Origin of the sequence: Pseudomonas sp. ok272 (assembly GCF_900109995.1) — a bacterium.
Lineage (GTDB): Bacteria > Pseudomonadota > Gammaproteobacteria > Pseudomonadales > Pseudomonadaceae > Aquipseudomonas.
The window spans coordinates 1-15080 of the sequence record NZ_FOCB01000023.1; the positions used below are offsets into that span (position 1 = coordinate 1).

At 63.5% G+C, this 15080-nt stretch carries 14 protein-coding genes; 3 read left to right on the plus strand and 11 right to left on the minus strand.

The window, feature by feature from the left end:
* The 8 genes from BMW74_RS22895 to BMW74_RS22930 all read right to left on the minus strand — a co-directional run.
* Nucleotides 1-1052 (minus strand): T6SS phospholipase effector Tle1-like catalytic domain-containing protein (locus BMW74_RS22895; protein WP_139208456.1); only part of this gene is annotated, 1052 nt, incomplete at its 3' end.
* Nucleotides 1040-1600 carry a Tli1a family immunity protein gene (locus tag BMW74_RS22900; protein ID WP_093426408.1) on the minus strand — a complete coding sequence of 187 codons (561 nt, stop codon included), beginning with the start codon at nucleotides 1598-1600 and terminating at the stop codon, nucleotides 1040-1042. The genes BMW74_RS22900 and BMW74_RS22895, both read right to left, overlap by 13 nt.
* Nucleotides 1601-1796: 196 nt before the next feature.
* Nucleotides 1797-3260, minus strand: a complete 1464-nt coding sequence (locus BMW74_RS22905; protein WP_093426409.1) for an N-acyl-D-amino-acid deacylase family protein — start codon at nucleotides 3258-3260, stop codon at nucleotides 1797-1799.
* A gap of 1 nt (nucleotide 3261) precedes the next feature.
* A complete protein-coding gene (locus BMW74_RS22910; protein WP_093426410.1) occupies nucleotides 3262-4122 on the minus strand; it encodes a MurR/RpiR family transcriptional regulator in 861 nt (286 codons plus the stop codon).
* A gap of 18 nt (nucleotides 4123-4140) precedes the next feature.
* On the minus strand, nucleotides 4141-5490 hold the full coding sequence (locus BMW74_RS22915; protein ID WP_093426411.1) for a GntP family permease: 1350 nt from the start codon (nucleotides 5488-5490) through the stop codon (nucleotides 4141-4143).
* 471 nt (nucleotides 5491-5961) lie between these two features.
* Nucleotides 5962-7629, minus strand: a complete 1668-nt coding sequence (ggt, locus tag BMW74_RS22920) for a gamma-glutamyltransferase (RefSeq protein WP_093426412.1) — start codon at nucleotides 7627-7629, stop codon at nucleotides 5962-5964.
* An 83-nt stretch (nucleotides 7630-7712) separates the two neighbouring features.
* Entirely contained in the window at nucleotides 7713-8624 is a 912-nt protein-coding gene (locus BMW74_RS22925) for a LysR family transcriptional regulator (RefSeq protein ID WP_093426413.1), read from the minus strand.
* Nucleotides 8625-8790: 166 nt separating this feature from the next.
* A complete protein-coding gene (locus BMW74_RS22930) occupies nucleotides 8791-9381 on the minus strand; it encodes an NADPH:quinone oxidoreductase MdaB (RefSeq protein WP_093426414.1) in 591 nt (196 codons plus the stop codon).
* Nucleotides 9382-9584: 203 nt separating this feature from the next.
* Between BMW74_RS22930 and BMW74_RS22935 the strand changes: the two genes are divergently transcribed.
* The gene (locus tag BMW74_RS22935) at nucleotides 9585-9899 is read left to right on the plus strand and encodes a putative quinol monooxygenase (RefSeq protein WP_093426415.1); all 315 of its coding nucleotides are present in this window, start codon (nucleotides 9585-9587) and stop codon (nucleotides 9897-9899) included.
* Here BMW74_RS22935 and BMW74_RS22940 read toward each other — a convergent pair.
* Nucleotides 9889-10653, minus strand: coding sequence for a sulfite exporter TauE/SafE family protein (locus BMW74_RS22940; RefSeq protein WP_093426416.1), 765 nt, complete (start codon nucleotides 10651-10653; stop codon nucleotides 9889-9891). The two genes, BMW74_RS22935 and BMW74_RS22940, sit on opposite strands and share 11 nt — an antisense overlap.
* A 205-nt stretch (nucleotides 10654-10858) precedes the next feature.
* Between BMW74_RS22940 and BMW74_RS22945 the strand changes: the two genes are divergently transcribed.
* Entirely contained in the window at nucleotides 10859-11758 is a 900-nt protein-coding gene (locus tag BMW74_RS22945) for a LysR substrate-binding domain-containing protein (protein WP_093426417.1), read from the plus strand.
* Nucleotides 11759-11895: 137 nt separating this feature from the next.
* Here the strand turns inward: BMW74_RS22945 and kynU are convergent, their stop codons facing one another.
* Nucleotides 11896-13146 (minus strand): kynureninase, encoded by a 1251-nt coding sequence (gene kynU, locus BMW74_RS22950; protein WP_093426418.1) that lies wholly within the window; start codon nucleotides 13144-13146, stop codon nucleotides 11896-11898.
* Between the two features lie 186 nt (nucleotides 13147-13332).
* Here kynU and BMW74_RS22955 point away from each other — a divergent pair, with 186 nt between their 5' ends.
* Nucleotides 13333-13806 (plus strand): Lrp/AsnC family transcriptional regulator, encoded by a 474-nt coding sequence (locus BMW74_RS22955; RefSeq protein WP_093426419.1) that lies wholly within the window; start codon nucleotides 13333-13335, stop codon nucleotides 13804-13806.
* A gap of 223 nt (nucleotides 13807-14029) precedes the next feature.
* Here the strand turns inward: BMW74_RS22955 and BMW74_RS22960 are convergent, their stop codons facing one another.
* Nucleotides 14030-15043, minus strand: coding sequence for an AraC family transcriptional regulator (locus BMW74_RS22960; RefSeq protein WP_093426443.1), 1014 nt, complete (start codon nucleotides 15041-15043; stop codon nucleotides 14030-14032).
* Nucleotides 15044-15080 lie beyond the last annotated feature (37 nt).

Below are 15080 nucleotides of genomic sequence, written 5' to 3' on the forward strand. Positions count from 1 at the left end.
GGGTACTCACCGCCCTGCCGGCGGATCGACTCCAACGGAAAACTCAGGCGCTGCTCATGGCTGGCCACCAGGTGCAGGCAGCGCTTGACCAGCGTGCCCTCGGGCAATGCCTGGGTGCCATCGGCCCAGCCCATATGGCCGGTGGCGCCCGGCAAGATATCGGCCAACCCCACCGAAGCCACGCTGTCCAGCAAACCGAGGTATTCCACGCTGACCGGCAAGCTCAGGTCCCCCAGCGACAGGCTTGGTGTCGCGCCGGACAACAACTGGTTCAGGTAACTGACAAAGGCCCGCGCCGTCGACGCCCCCCGGGAAAAGCCATAGACAAACAACTTGATGCCCAACAACTTCGGATACCCACCCGAGGGCTGGGTCAGGGCAATACGCAACGGCGTGCGCAGGGCATCAAGCTGTTTGTAGAACTCGCGACTGCGGTTGCCGTAACCGGCCAACTCCGCCCCCAGCCGAGTGCCCATGGCCTTGACCGAAGCTCGCAGGGCAGCGTTATCCAGCCGGGGTTGCTTCAACAGGCGGCGCAGAGCATCGATGATCATCAACAAGGCCCAGTTGATCCGCTCTTCGCCATACAACCCAAGGCCCAGACCAGAAAGGCTGTAGTCCAGGTCGCCGACCTCGGGAAACGGCGTGCCTACGCCGGGCATGTAGTACTTGAAGCACTGGCTGTCGCCGCTGCCCGGCGCATCGGTCAAGCCGCTGTTCTCACCACGGTGGGCGGTGCCACCGGCATGCCCGGCGCCAATGCTGGCGCGAAACAGCCGCACGACGTTGGTCGGGTGCGCAACCGTGGATTCGTACAGGTCGTTGTTGAGGTTATTGCCGGTGCCGTCGAAGCACAGCGTGATGTGCATCGTCTGGCAGCACGGACGCTGCACCCAGCGCCCGGCGGCCTGGCGCAGGGCACCGAGGTACGCGTCTTCCATGTCGCGCTGCAGACGGTGATTCTGATAAATCTGCCCCGGGCGACTGGGCAAGCGCCCCTGCATCGGAAACGGCGGCGGGTAACAGACAGGGGCGTGCTTCACATCGGACATGACGATGGCTCCGGCAAGTGCAGTGGGATGTTGATCGGGTATTGGGGGCTGCCGTAGGCGTGGCAGGAGGTGGTGACTTGTACTTCATCGCAGGGCAGGAAGTGCACGGTCAGGCCACAAACTTTCTGGCCGGTGTAGTCGGGGATGGGGGCGAGCTTGCTGTGTTGGCGTTTTAGGGCTCTATTTTTATTTCTCCAGACTAAATACTTCGCCTCATCTGCAAAGCCTGGAAAACCATCGGGATAGGCCACCCCTGTCTCCCAATCAACCCGCACCATCATCCCCGGCTGCCAGCGCTTGGGCGCGATGTAGCAGCAACCACCGCCCCCGCTCTGGTAAGGGCCGATGATGTCGAGGCCCGAACGGCCATCGACGCTGAAGCGATTGATCGCCCAGTGGGTGTGGTTGATGGCTTCCAGGGTGCTGGCCTGGGTGGGGTGGGCGAGTAGCTGACTGGCTAGGCCACAGAGCAGGGTGAAGGTTAGATTGAGTCCGCGCACCCGAGACGAGTGGCGGTGGTCGAAGAACGCGCAACGTGTGTTGGCCATGTATCAATCGTCCAAGGCGTGAGTAACGCCTTGAACAATGATTGATCCCACATGGTGGCGACCACTCCCCCGCACCCCGCATCGAGACAGATAAAGAAGAGTCCTACCCAGTCGCGCAGAATCACCCTACAGACGATTATCGTAGAGCGACGCCGATCCGTTGCGCGCTATTGATTCCATGGCAACGCGCGCCATTTCAAGGTCTGCTGAACCCCACCCGCAAATCCCCCTCCCGCGGCAAAAACCGCCCAGCCCGTGCACCATTGGCCTGGCCATCAACATAGCTGCGCACCCCATTGACCCACACCCCATCAATCCCCTCGGCACTGCGCTGGGGATCAGTGAAGTCCGCCACATCCCGCACCCGCAACGGATCGAACAGCACCAGATCAGCCCAAAACCCCTCACGGATCTCCCCACGCTGCTGGAGCCCGAAACGCGCCGCCGACAGCCCCGTCATCTTATGCACCGCCGTGTGCAACGGGAACAAACCCAGGTCGCGGCTAAAGTGCCCGAGTACCCGAGGGAACGCGCCCCACAGCCGTGGATGGGGGAACGGGTCCTCGGGCAAGCCGTCGGAGCCGATCATCGACAGCGGGTGGGCGAGGATGCGCCGCACATCGGCCTCGTCCATCCCGTAATACACCGCGCCGGCCGGTTGCAGGCGCCGGGCGGCGTCCAGCAGCGGCACGTCCCACTGGGCGGCGATGTCCAGCAGGTCACGGCCGCTGACCTCCGGGTGGGGCGTGGACCAGGTGATGGTGATGCGGTGGGCATCGGTGACTTGTTTGAGGTCCAGGGTCGAGGAACTGGCCGCGTAGGGGTAACAATCGCAGGCCACCGCCTGGGTGTGCGCGGCCTGTTCCAGGGACGCCAGCAACTGCGGGCTGCGGCCCCAGTTACCGGCGCCGGCGCATTTGAGGTGCGAGATGATCACCGGGCTGCTGGCGTGGCGAGCGATCCGGAACGCCTCGTCCATGGCCTCCAGCACTGGCTCGAACTCGCTGCGCAAATGGGTGGTGTAGACCGCGCCGAACGCGGCCAGCTCCTCGGCCAGTTGCTGCACCTCATCGGTGCTGGCGTTGAACGCGCTGGCGTAGGCCAGGCCGGTGGACAGACCCAGGGCTCCGGCCTCCAGGCTCTCGCGCAGTTGCCCGCGCATGGCGCTGATTTCATCCGGCGTGGCGGTGCGCGACAGGTCGTCCAGATGATTGCTACGCAGCGCCGTGTGCCCCACCAGCGCGGCCACGTTCAAGCACGGTTGGGCCGCTTGCACGGCGGCCCGGTAATCGCTGAACCGCGGGTAGACAAAGGCCGCCGCCGTCCCCAGCAGGTTCATCGGGTCCGGCGGCGCACCGCGCAGGCTGACCGGCGAGGCGCTGATGCCGCAGTTGCCGACGATCACCGTGGTCACGCCCTGGCTGAGCTTGGGCAACAACTGCGGCTGGCGGATGACCACGGTGTCGTCGTGGGTGTGCACGTCGATGAAACCGGGCGCCAGCACCCTCCCCGCCGCGTCGATTTCTTCCTCGGCGCGGGCGCCCTGCACGTCGCCGATACGGGCGATGCGGCCGTCGACAATGGCCACGTCGGCGAGGTACGCCGGGCGATTGCTGCCGTCGATGATCGAGGCGTTGCGGATCAGCGTGTGGTACTGCATGTCAGTCTCCCAGCGGCAGGTGGTCGTCGCCGCCACGGTAATCGTCCAGGGCGAGCTTGATCCGCCGCAGACGCTCTTGATTGTCTTCAGGGGCCGCCAACGCCAGCTCGGTGGCGAGCACGTCGATGGCCAGCAACAGGCCGTAGCGCGCGGCCGTCGGCTTGTAGATGAACGCGGTCTCGGCCCGTTGCAGCGGCAGGACCACGTCGGCCAGTTGCGCCAGTGGCGAATCCGCCAGGGTCAGGGCCAGCACGCGGGTGCCATAGCTGCGGGCCAGCTCCACGGCGTGCAGCAATTCGGGGGTGATGCCGGTCAGCGAGCAGGCAATCAACGCATGCTCCGGGCCCATGGACGCGGCGCTGACGCGCATCATCACCGGGTCGCGGCAGGCGGCAATCGGATAGCCCAGGCGCACCAGGCGCACCTGCAACTCATCGCTGCACTGCGCCGACCAGCCGCCCAGGCCAAACGCATGAATCATCCGCGCCTTGCCCAGCAGTTGCACCGCGTCGGCAAAGCGCGACTCATCAAAGCCGGACAAATGCCGGTGCAAGGTCGACTCGATGTCCGCCACGATCTGCCGGTAAAACGCTGACTGGGCAGGCAAGCCCGCCGGGTCGAGAAAGCGCCGGCCCACCCCGCTGGCCTGGGCCAGTTGCAGGCGCAGTTCGCGCAGGTCGCGACAGCCGACGCTGCGGGCAAAGCGCGACAGTGTGGCACTGCTGACGTCGGCCCGTTGCGCCAGTTCGTCGAGGCTGGCCGAGGCGGCAAAGCCAACGTCTTCGAGCATCAGGCGGGCGATCCGTCCTTCGCCGGCGCTGAAGGCATCCTGGCGGGCGCGTATCTCGTAAAGGATGTCCAATTAGCGCACCTGCTTGATTCACAGCACATAGGAAAGGCCCAGGGTCAGGCCAAAGGCGACCAGCGAGATCAGGGTCTCCAGCACGGTCCAGGTCTTGAAGGTCTGGATCACGGTCATGTTGAAGTATTCCTTGATCAACCAGAAGCCGCCGTCGTTGACGTGGGAAAAGATAACCGACCCGGCGCCAGTCGCCAGCACCAACAGCTCCGGGTGCGGATAACCCAGACCAATGGCCACCGGCGCCACCACCCCCGAGGCCGTGGTCATGGCCACCGTCGCCGAGCCCGTGGCGATGCGCATCAAGGCCGCGAACAACCAGCCCATCAGCAACGGCGACAGTTGGAACTCATGGGCCAGGCCGACGATCTGGTCGGTGACCCCGGCGTCCACCAGGATCCGGTTCAAACCACCGCCCGCGCCCACCAGCAAGGTGATACTGGCGGTCGGCGCCAGGCATTCGTTGGTGAACTTGAGGATCGACTCGCGGTTGAACCCCTGGGCCAGGCCCAGGGTCCAGAAACTCAGCAGGGTCGCCAGCAACAGGGCGATCACCGAGTTGCCGATGAACAGCAGGAACTGGTTCAAGCCGCTGCCCGGGGTGGCGATCAGGTCAGCCCAGCCGCCGATCAGCATCAGCACCACCGGCAACAGGATGGTCGCCAGGGTGATGCCAAACCCCGGCAGCTTGGCCCGCGGCTCGCGGTCGAGAAACTGGCGCTCCAGCGGGTTCTCGGCGGGCAGTTGGATGCGCGGCACGATGAACTTGGCGTACAGCGGGCCGGCGATGATCGCGGTGGGGATGCCGATCAGGATCGCGTAGAGCAAGGTCTGCCCCACCGACGCCTGATAAGCCTGCACCGCGAGCATCGCCGCCGGGTGCGGCGGCACCAGCGCGTGCACCACCGACAGCCCGGCCACCATCGGTAGGCCGACCATCAGGATCGACACCCCGACCCGCCGCGCCACGGTGAAGGCAATTGGCACCAGCAGCACAAAACCCACTTCGAAGAACAACGGCAGGCCCACCAGGAAGGCAATGCAGACCATCGCCCAGTGCGCGTTCTTCTCGCCGAAGCGGTCGATGAGCGTGCGCGCCATCTGCTCGGCGCCCCCGGACTCGGCCATCATCTTGCCGAGCATCGTGCCCAGCGCCACCACCAGCGCAATGTGCCCCAGGGTCTTACCCACCCCGGCCTCATACGCCCCCACCACACCGGAAGGCGGCATCCCGGCGACCAGCGCCAGGCCGATGGAAATCAGGGTGATGACAATGAACGGATTGAGCCGGTAGCGAGCGATCAGGACGATCAGCGCGATGATGGCGACAGCGGCATAAACCAGCAGCCAATAGCCGAAAGACGGTGCCATGCGGTACTCCTCGAAAAGGGTCACGTCGATGTGTTGTGAAACTCATAAATCATTTCGAGGAGACAGATTCAAACACCATGAAACTAACTTTCGCACACAGACAAGCCATGTCGCGCAGGGGTATGGCGTGCCGGGGTTAATGAAAATGGGTGGGCGGGATTTTCATCGTTACCGCAGACACCGATCTTGATGGGAGCGAGCCTGCTCGCGATGGCGCTGGGTCAGTCGACAGGGATGTTGAATGGACTGCCTGCGGCGATCCGACAAGCCCGCTCCCACAGTTTGAATTGAGGTACATCCGCAAGAGATAGGCCGGCTGGGAGGCCGTCTTCGCGAGCAAGCCCGCTCCCACAGTTTGAATATTGGGTACATCCGCAAGAGATTGGCCGGCCGGCAAGCCGGTCTCGCTCCCACAAGGACTGGGGGATGGCCATGCCCATCGGCAGTGCCCACTCCCCCAGGATGACGGGACTACTTCACGACCTTGCCCACCCCACGACCACGGGGATCAGATGCCGTTTCCAGGGTCGTTCCGTTGACGCGGATGGCCTGGATATCGCCCATCTCCCAACCCTGGTCTTCCAGGACATAACCCATGCTCTTCAGCTCATCGGCGACCTTGCCAGTGAGCGGCGCATAGGCGTCGTAGTAGATCGTGTCCTTGGGCAGCAACTGGTGATGCACGCGTTGCGCGGCGACGGCTTTCTCCAGCGGTAGGTTGTAGTCATACAGGTTGTTCAGCACCTGGAAGATCGAGGTGAAGATCCGCGAGCCACCCGGTGTGCCGAGGACCAGCGTGACTTTGCCATCGCGTGTCACCAGGCTTGGGCTCATCGAGGACAGCATGCGCTTGCCGGGGGCAATCGCGTTGGCATCGCCACCGACCACGCCAAACGCGTTGGCCACGCCAGGCTTGGAGCTGAAGTCGTCCATCTCATCGTTGAGCAGGAAACCCGCGCCCTTGACCACCACACCGCTGCCGTAGTCCCAGTTCAGGGTGTAGGTGTTGCTGACCGCGTTGCCGTCGGCATCGACGATGGAGAAGTGCGTGGTCTGGTGCGGTTCCAGGCCCGGGCGCACGTTTTCGGTGGGCGAGATGGCCGTCGGGTTGACTTCGGCGGCGCGTTTCTTCAGGTACGCCGGGTCCGTCAGTTGCTTGACCGGCACCTCGGAGAACGCCGGGTCGCCGAGGTAGTCGGCACGGTCGGCGAACACGCGCTTCTCGACTTCCGACAGCAGGTGAATGTACTTGGCCGAGTTCAGTTCGACGCCCTTGAAGTCGGCGGCGCGTTCTTCCTTGATGGCGATCAGTTGGGCCAGGGCGACGCCGCCGGAACTCGGTGGCGGCGCGGTGTACAGGGTGTTGCCGCGCCAGTTGACGGCCAGCGGCTGGCGCCAGACCACCTTGTAGTCGTGCAGGTCTTGCTGGGTGATCAGGCCCTTGTCGGCCTTCATCTGGTCAATCAGCAGGGCGGCGGTCTTGCCCTCGTAGAACTCGCTGGCGCCCTTGTCGGCAATGCGCTCCAGGGTCGCGGCCAGCTCGGGTTGGCGGAAGGTCTCGCCGGGCTTCATGCTGCCAAAGTAATCCGCGAAGTTGGTGGTGCCGTTGAACAGCTTCAGCGCATCCTCGCGGTACTGGTACTGCTTGTCCGCCACCTTGAAGCCGGTCTTGGCGTAGCCGATGGCCGGGGTGAGCAGTTCGCTCCAGGGCAGCTTGCCGAACTTCTGGTGCGCCTCCCACAGCCCCATCACCGTGCCCGGCACACCGGCAGCGCGGGCGCCGACCAGGCTCAGGTTCTCGATGATCTCGCCCTTGTCATCCAGGTACATGTCGCGGGTCGCGGCCTTGGGCGCGGTTTCGCGGTAGTCGAGGAAGTACGGCTTGCCGTCGATGAACATCGTCATGAAGCCACCCCCGCCGATGTTGCCGGCTTCCGGGTAGGTCACGGCCAGGGCAAAAGCCGTGGCCACCGCCGCGTCCACCGCGTTACCGCCCTTCTTCAGGATCTGTGCCGCGACATCGGCGCCGTACTGGTTCGGTGCCGCCACCGCGCCACCTTCCAGCAGCGCCGCGAACGATGACGAACTGGCGGCAATGGCTGCCGTGAGGGCCAGGGTCTTGAATAAAACAATGCGCATGTAATCGAGCCTTTTCTTGTTATTGAGGGTGCGAACGATAGGGCCTGGAGCGGGTGCGGATCAAATCTAAAAAACCGTCACGCTCAACCGCCGAACACCTCATCTGCATAACCGGCCAGCTTGCCCTGGATAAAGTCGAGGAAACACTGGATGCGCAGCGCCAGTTGGGAGTTTCGGTAGTACACCGCGTGGATCGGCTGGCGGTAGCCGCTGTTGGCCTCGACCAGCAGCGCCGTGAGGCGACCGGCCTTGAGGTCGTCGCGGGTCATGAAGTCCGACAGGCAGGCGATGCCCTGCCCCGCCAGCGCCAGGTGGCGCAGGGTCTCACCGCTGGAGGCGCTGATGTCCGGCTGGATCTGCCAGCGGTCGCCGTGGGCATGGCGCAGTGGCCAATGGTTGAGGGTTTCGGTCTGGGTGAAGCCCAGCAGCGTATGCCCGGCCAGTTCGGCAACGGTGCCGGGGCTGCCGTGCTGATCCAGGTAGGCGGGGCTGGCGAGGATGTGCAGCGGGCTGCAACCCAGCGAGCGCGCGTGCAGGCTGGAGTCCGCCAGGGCGCCGATGCGGATCGCGATGTCGGTGCTTTGCTCCAGCAGGTCGATGATCAGGTCGTTGCTGTTGAGTTCCAGCTGGATGTCCGGGTACACGCGACGGAACTCGTCGATGTAGGGCACGATGGCGTGCAGCATGAAGGGCGACGCGGCGTTGATCCGCAGGCGTCCGGAGGGGGTCTTGTGCCGCGATGACAGGCGCTCTTCCAGCTCATCCATCTGGTCGAGGATGCGCTTGGCGTGTTCGAAAAAGTACTTGCCCTCCTCGGTCAGGTCCATGCGCCGCGTAGTGCGGTTGATCAGCGTGGTCTCAAGCTTGGCTTCCAGGCGCGACAGGCAGCGGCTGACGGCCGACGGCGTCTGCCCCACCTGCTCGGCGGCCGCCGAGATCGAACCGCACTCGATCACACTGACGAAAATCTGCAACTCATCGGATCGGGCTTTCACGGGTGTCCTTTCTATCGAATGCGCCAGGTACTTCTTGTGGGAGCGAGCCTGCTCGCGAAAGTGGCCTGTCAGTCAACTTAGGTATCGACTGACTGCCTTCGCGAGCAGGCTCGCTCCCACAAGGGGCAAGGGATTCGATAGTAGCTGGATACGCGCGGGCGCGCTGTCACGCCGGCAAGTTGAACACCGTCTTGAGGTGCTGCTCGTAGCGCGCCACGTCGCCCTCGATGTCCGGACGCTTCATCACATCGACACACAGGAAGGTCGGCAGGCCGCTCATGCCGAGGAACTGATTGGCCTTGTGGAACGGGAAGTACACCGCGTCCACACCCTTGCCTTCGAAGAAGTCGGTGGGGTCATCGAACGCTTGTTGCGGCGCGTTCCAGGTCAGCGACAGCATGTACTGCTTGTCGTGGATCAGCCCACCGCTGCCGTACTTTTGCGACGCATCGGAACGGGTGCGGCCATCGCTGGCATACAGGCTGCCGTGGCCTTCGGTGAACACGTCGTCGATGTACTGCTTGACGATCCACGGCGCGCCCATCCACCAACCCGGCATCTGGTAGATGATCACGTCGGCCCAGAGGAACTTGGCCACTTCTTCCTTGATGTCGTAGCCGGCGTCGATGTGGGTTTCCTTGACATCCACACCGCCGCGGTCGAGCACGGCCAGGGCCGCTTCGTGCAGGGTGTTGTTGTAGCGACCATCGGAGTGGGCGAACTTTTTACCGCCGTTGAGCAACAGTACTTTTTTCATGAGAAGCCTCGTCATCTGGGCCGATCCGCCGCGCTGTGGATAACTCGCGGGATCGAGAAGGTTTAATTCGATGACGGCAGGTTATCGACCCAATCCCCCAGGAGTAAGCCCGTCGCGGGCAAATGACTTTTGATCCACACGCAAGAATTGCCAGCCGATTATTGCCGTAAAATCCCCTCAACCCACCCATTGAGGCGCTTTCCATGAGTCAGCAACACGGTTTTATCCTCCACGCCAAGACCCGCCCGGAACAGGCCGAGGCCTTCGAGGCGCTGTTTCGCGCCTATGTCGAACCCAGCCGCGCCGAGCCGGGCTGCATCGAGTACCACATGCTGCGCGACCAGCAGGACCCGACGCTGTTTATCTTCTATGAGATCTGGCAGTCGAAGGCCCACCTCGATGTGCATTCGAACCTACCGCACATGCAGGCCTTCTTCGAGACGCGCATGGATTACCTGGAGCGTGACTTCGACATTCGCCCCATCGACATGCTCAGCCCGTCGTCGGCTAGCCGCTGATCAACAGGTAACCGCCAAGCAGCCCCAGGCCAACGAAGAACACCCGCTTGAACCGCTCGGCGCTGATGTGCTGGCGCAACCATTGCCCCAGCAGCATGCCGAACACAGCGGGGATCAGCGCCAGTAGCGAAGCGCCCATCTCGGCGCTGCCCAAGGCGCCGCGCCACAGCAAGCCGGCCGCCAGGGCCAGGGTCGACACCGTGAACGACAGGCCCAGCGCCTGCACCAGTTGATCCTTGTTCAGCCCCAGCGCTTGCAGGTAGGGCACCGCCGGGATCACAAAGACCCCGGACGCGGAGGTGATGAGGCCCGTAAGCACGCCGCACAGCGGACCGAGCCAGCGCTCGGCGCGACTGCCAACCCGCCAGGCGGGGAGCAGCAGCCCACTCAGGGCATACACCAACAACGCCCCGCCCAACGCCCGCACCACCCACTGCCCGCCTTCGATCTCCAGCCACAGCGTGCCGACCCCGGTGCCCAAAAAGATCGCCAGCAGCATCGGCCATAACCGCGCCACCAGCCCACGCAAGTGCCCGCCAAATGCCAGTTGCCAGAGGTTGGTCAGGGTGGCGGGAATGATCAACAGCGCGGCTGCCTGTGTCGGCGCCATAGCCAGGCCGAGCAGGCCCATGGCAATCGTCGGCAGGCCGAGACCGATCATGCCTTTGATCAATCCGGCCATCATGAAGGTAGCAATCACCAGCACAGACAGGGACAAGCCGAGGTTTTGATAGAACGTCAGGGAAGTATTCATGGCGCCATCCTCGGGGGTTTGGCGGTGCTTGAAAATGTGCCATACACTGAGGCTGCCTCTTGTTTTAACTGAGGGACATACTTCATGGCGGCTGTCGACCGCTTCGCGAGCAGGCTCGCTCCCACAGGGAAAACGCGAACCCATGTGGGAGCGAGCCTGCTCGCGAAGGCGCCGCCCCGAACCATAATGCCCCGGACACAAGACCATGCACTTCGACCTGATTGACCTGCGCCTGTACCTGAACATCTTCGACGCCGGCAACATCACCGCCGGGGCCGCACGCAGTCATTTGTCGCTGGCCGCCGCCAGTGCGCGACTGCGGGCCATGGAAGCGTCGCTGGGGATCGCTTTTTTCGAGCGCGGTCGCCGCGGGATCAGTCCGACCCCGGCCGGCAATGCGTTGGCGCAACACGCGCGATTGTTGCTGCAACAGGCCGAGCGCCTGCAACAGGACCTCGCGGAGTACGCCAAGGGGGTCAAGGGCCAGGTGCGCCTGCTGTGCAACACCACGGCGCTCACCGAGTACCTGCCTGAAGTGCTGGCGACCTTTCTGCACCAACACCCCAACCTCGACATCGACCTGCAGGAGCTGCCGAGCTTGCGCATTACCCACGCATTGCGCCAGGGGGCGGCGCAGCTCGGGATTGTCTCCGATGCGGTGGACACCTCAGGCCTGGACACCCGACCCTTTCGCGACGACCCGCTGGTGCTGATCATGCCCAACGATCACCCGCTGGCCGAGGTACAGGCACCGAGTTTCAAGCAGAGCCTGGCCCACGATTACGTCGGGCTCAATGCCCACAGCGCGCTGGCGATTTACCTGGAGGAACAGGCGCTGCACGTGGGTCTGCGCATGCGCATCCGCATTCGGGTCGATGGCTTTGACGGGGTGATGCGCATGGTCGCGCAGGGTGCGGGGTTGGCGATTGTGCCGCTGGCCGCCGTGGAGCGCCGTGGCCCGCCGCAGGCCTTCAAATGCCGGGCACTGAACGAGCCCTGGGCCCGGCGAATGTTGTTGCTGTGCGCTCACTCGTTCGAGGGGCTGCCCAGGTATGCGAGCGCCTTGATGGCGGCCCTGTCAGCCGATGGCAGCGGTGGGCGCTAGCGCTAGCGGTGGATGTGGATGTGGATGTGGGAGCGAGCCTGCTCGCGAAGAGGCCGGCCCATCCAACCTACCTGTTGGCTGACAGATCGCTTTCGCGAGCAGGCTCGCTCCCACACGCTCCCCTTCAACACATGCCCTCAGGTCACGCTATGACGCACCTGGAACTGCGCCTGCGCCCAGGTTTTCTGGTCGAGGATCTCGCCCAGGATCTGCACCGCATCGAACACCTCGGTGAAGCGGGTGTAGAGCGGGGTGAAGCCGAAACGCATGATCCGCGGCTCGCGGTAGTCACCGATCACGCCCCGGGCGATCAGCGCCTGGATCACCGCGTAGCCTTCGGGGTGTTCGAAGCTGACGTGACTGCCGCGCTTGGTGTGCTCACGCGGGGTGATCAGCGTCAGGCCGTGGGCGGCGCAACGCGCCTCGACCAACTCGATGAACAGGTCGGTCAGGGCCAGGGACTTGCGGCGCAGGCTGGCCATGTCGGTCTGGGCGAAGATGTCCAGGCCACACTCGACCATCGCCAGCGACGTGATCGGCTGGGTACCACACAAGTAGCGGGCAATGCCACGGCTCGGCTCGTAGGCCGACTCCATGTCGAACTGGCGCGAATGACCGAACCAGCCCGACAGCGGCTGTGTCACCAGATCGCACAACGCGGGCGAGACCCACACGAAGGCTTGCGAACCCGGCCCGCCATTGAGGTATTTGTAGGTACAGCCGATGGCGTAGTCCGCGCCAGCACCACGCAAATCGACCGGCACCGCGCCGGCCGAGTGCGCCAGGTCCCAGACCGCCAGGGCGCCACATTCGTGGATCAATGCAGTGGTGGCCTGCATGTCGTGCATATAGCCGGTCTTGTAGTTGACGTGGGTCAGCATGACCACCGCGACATCCGCATCGACGGCCTGCACCAGCGCTTCGGGGGAATCCACCAGGCGCAGGCTGTAGCCCTGTTGCAGCAGGTCCATCAAGCCCTGGGCGATGTACAAATCGGTGGGGAAGTTGCTGGATTCGCTGACGATCACCCGCCGGGCAGGCGAGCGCGCGGCCTGCACCTGCAGGGCGGCGCCGAGGACCTTGAACAGGTTGATCGAGGTGGTATCGGTGATCACCACCTCGTCGTCGCCGGCACCAATCAAACGGGCCAATTGATTGCCCAGGCGCTGCGGCAGATCGCGCCAGCCGGCACTGTTCCAACTGCGGATCAGGCCATCGCCCCACTCCTGGGCAATCACCGCCTGGGCCCGCTCAAGCGCGGCCACGGGACGGGCGCCAAGCGAGTTGCCGTCCAGGTAGATCACGCCCTCAGGCAGCGCGAACTGATCACGCAGCGCAGCCAGCGCGTCTTGCGCATCGAGCGCCAGGCAGTCGTTTCTTGTGGTCATGGAAGGTCCTGTCCTTTAAGTGTCATGCGGCCGCTAGGCGCCGTATCCCGGGCCCTTTCGCAGCGAATCAATGGACAAATAATGAACGAAGATTTAGAGAATTTTCGTGCAAAGTGCAGGGCCATATAGTAGTTATCTCGAAGATAATTCGAATCCAACTCAAAAAACCGCGGATTTATTCAAGCCATGACTCTCGACGCCACAGACCTGCGCATCCTGCACTTTTTGCAACTGGACGGACGCATCAGCAACCAGGAACTGGCCGAGAAAGTCGCGCTGTCACCCTCGGCCTGCCTGCGGCGTTTAAGGCTGCTGGAAAGCGAGGGGATCATCACCGGCTACCGCGCCGAACTGAGCGCCGAGCGCCTGGGCGTGGAACTGGAAGCCATCGTCCACGTGTCACTGCGCCAGGACGTCGAGGACTGGCACGACACCTTCGTCAAGAAAGTCCAGTCATGGCCGGAAGTGTCCACCGCCTACGTGATAACCGGCGCCAGCAACTATGTGCTGCGGGTACAGGCCCGCAACCTCAAACACTTCTCGGACTTCATCGTCAACAAACTCAACCGCACGGCAGGCGTGACCGACATACGCTCGGAGATCGTGCTGCAGAAGATCAAGGAGCGGGAAGACTTGTTGGATCTGGTGGCGCGCAAATAGGCCCAGGCGCCTCCCTCCCTCGCGAATGCAATCTGTCAGTAACATCGATGCTGACTGACACACCGCTTTCGCGAGCAAGCCCGCTCCCACAGTTTAGATCGCAGTACAGACGCAAGCGCCAGGTCGGCTGCCAGGCCGCCTTCGCAACGGTGCGGCGATCCGACAGCTCACTCCCACAGCGGACCGAAACACATTCACCACAGCGCCCACAGCGACCCACCCGTCAGATAGAGCGCATCCGCCGTGCTTCGTTGCGCTGCACGGTCGCGCTGGGGGACTCGTCGAACAACTTGCGGTACTCGGCGGAGAATCGGCCCATGTGGGTAAAGCCCCAGGCCATGGCCACTTCCGAGATATTGCGCGCCTGGCCATGCTCGAGAATGTCCTGGCGCACCGCATTCAAACGGTGCTTCTTCAAATAGGCCATCGGCGACAGGGCGAAATACTTTCGAAAGGCTTCGAACAGCTTGAAGCGCGACACCCCGGCCGCCGCTTCGAGGTCCTCCAGGCACAACGCCTCGCGGGCATTATCGTGAATGTACTGCTTGGCCCTGACCAGGTAATGCGGCAACTTGACCCCGGACACCTCACGCAACTCATCGGAATAGTTGTTGGGCTGGGCGAATATCAGGCCCTTGATCAGCGTGCTTTCAAGGTCCCGGGTGAACGCCACTTGCTCGAACAACGCACTGCTGCGCTCCACTTCATCGATGAAGTAACGCGCCATCCGCCACCACGCGGCCGAAGCGCCGTCCACCGCATCCATCGCCGGCTCGAAACGCAGCGGCGCGTCCAGCGGGCGCTGCAAGATACCCTCCAGGGACTCATTCATCGCGGCGCGGGTGATCACCACCTGGACCTTGCGACAGTCACCGGAAATCGCCAGCACCTGGTGCTCATTGGGCGAAATGATCACGCCCTGGTCGCGGTCGGAGCGCAGGCGCTTACCGTTCTTGAGCAACTCCTGCTCCCCCACCAACGGCAGGCTGAGGCTGTAGCTGCTGAAGTGCTCGGCGTCCTCGATATCGATGTTGACGTCAGTGCCGTATTCGAGAGTGCCCAGGGTCGTGGCCATGGACTTGAACACGTTGCCGCTGTGATGAAAGCGGATACGCGTCGGTGTCGAGGTCTCCAGGCGATGGGGACCACAGATCCCCGACATCCAGGACCTGGCCCCTTCAAGGTCATAGTGATCGATACGAATATCGCGACTCTGTGAATCGGCGTTGCTATTCATCACGGCACCCACGGCATTATTTTTTTCGGTGCACTCT

Coding starts and splice junctions, on each gene's coding strand:
- BMW74_RS22900 (WP_093426408.1), bottom strand. CDS start 1,600: ATGGCCAACACACGTTGCGCGTTCTTCGACCACCGCCACTCGTCTCGG.
- BMW74_RS22905 (WP_093426409.1), bottom strand. CDS start 3,260: ATGCAGTACCACACGCTGATCCGCAACGCCTCGATCATCGACGGCAGC.
- BMW74_RS22915 (WP_093426411.1), bottom strand. CDS start 5,490: ATGGCACCGTCTTTCGGCTATTGGCTGCTGGTTTATGCCGCTGTCGCC.
- ggt (WP_093426412.1), bottom strand. CDS start 7,629: ATGCGCATTGTTTTATTCAAGACCCTGGCCCTCACGGCAGCCATTGCC.
- BMW74_RS22930 (WP_093426414.1), bottom strand. CDS start 9,381: ATGAAAAAAGTACTGTTGCTCAACGGCGGTAAAAAGTTCGCCCACTCC.
- BMW74_RS22935 (WP_093426415.1), top strand. CDS start 9,585: ATGAGTCAGCAACACGGTTTTATCCTCCACGCCAAGACCCGCCCGGAA.
- BMW74_RS22940 (WP_093426416.1), bottom strand. CDS start 10,653: ATGAATACTTCCCTGACGTTCTATCAAAACCTCGGCTTGTCCCTGTCT.
- BMW74_RS22945 (WP_093426417.1), top strand. CDS start 10,859: ATGCACTTCGACCTGATTGACCTGCGCCTGTACCTGAACATCTTCGAC.
- kynU (WP_093426418.1), bottom strand. CDS start 13,146: ATGACCACAAGAAACGACTGCCTGGCGCTCGATGCGCAAGACGCGCTG.
- BMW74_RS22955 (WP_093426419.1), top strand. CDS start 13,333: ATGACTCTCGACGCCACAGACCTGCGCATCCTGCACTTTTTGCAACTG.
- BMW74_RS22960 (WP_093426443.1), bottom strand. CDS start 15,043: ATGAATAGCAACGCCGATTCACAGAGTCGCGATATTCGTATCGATCAC.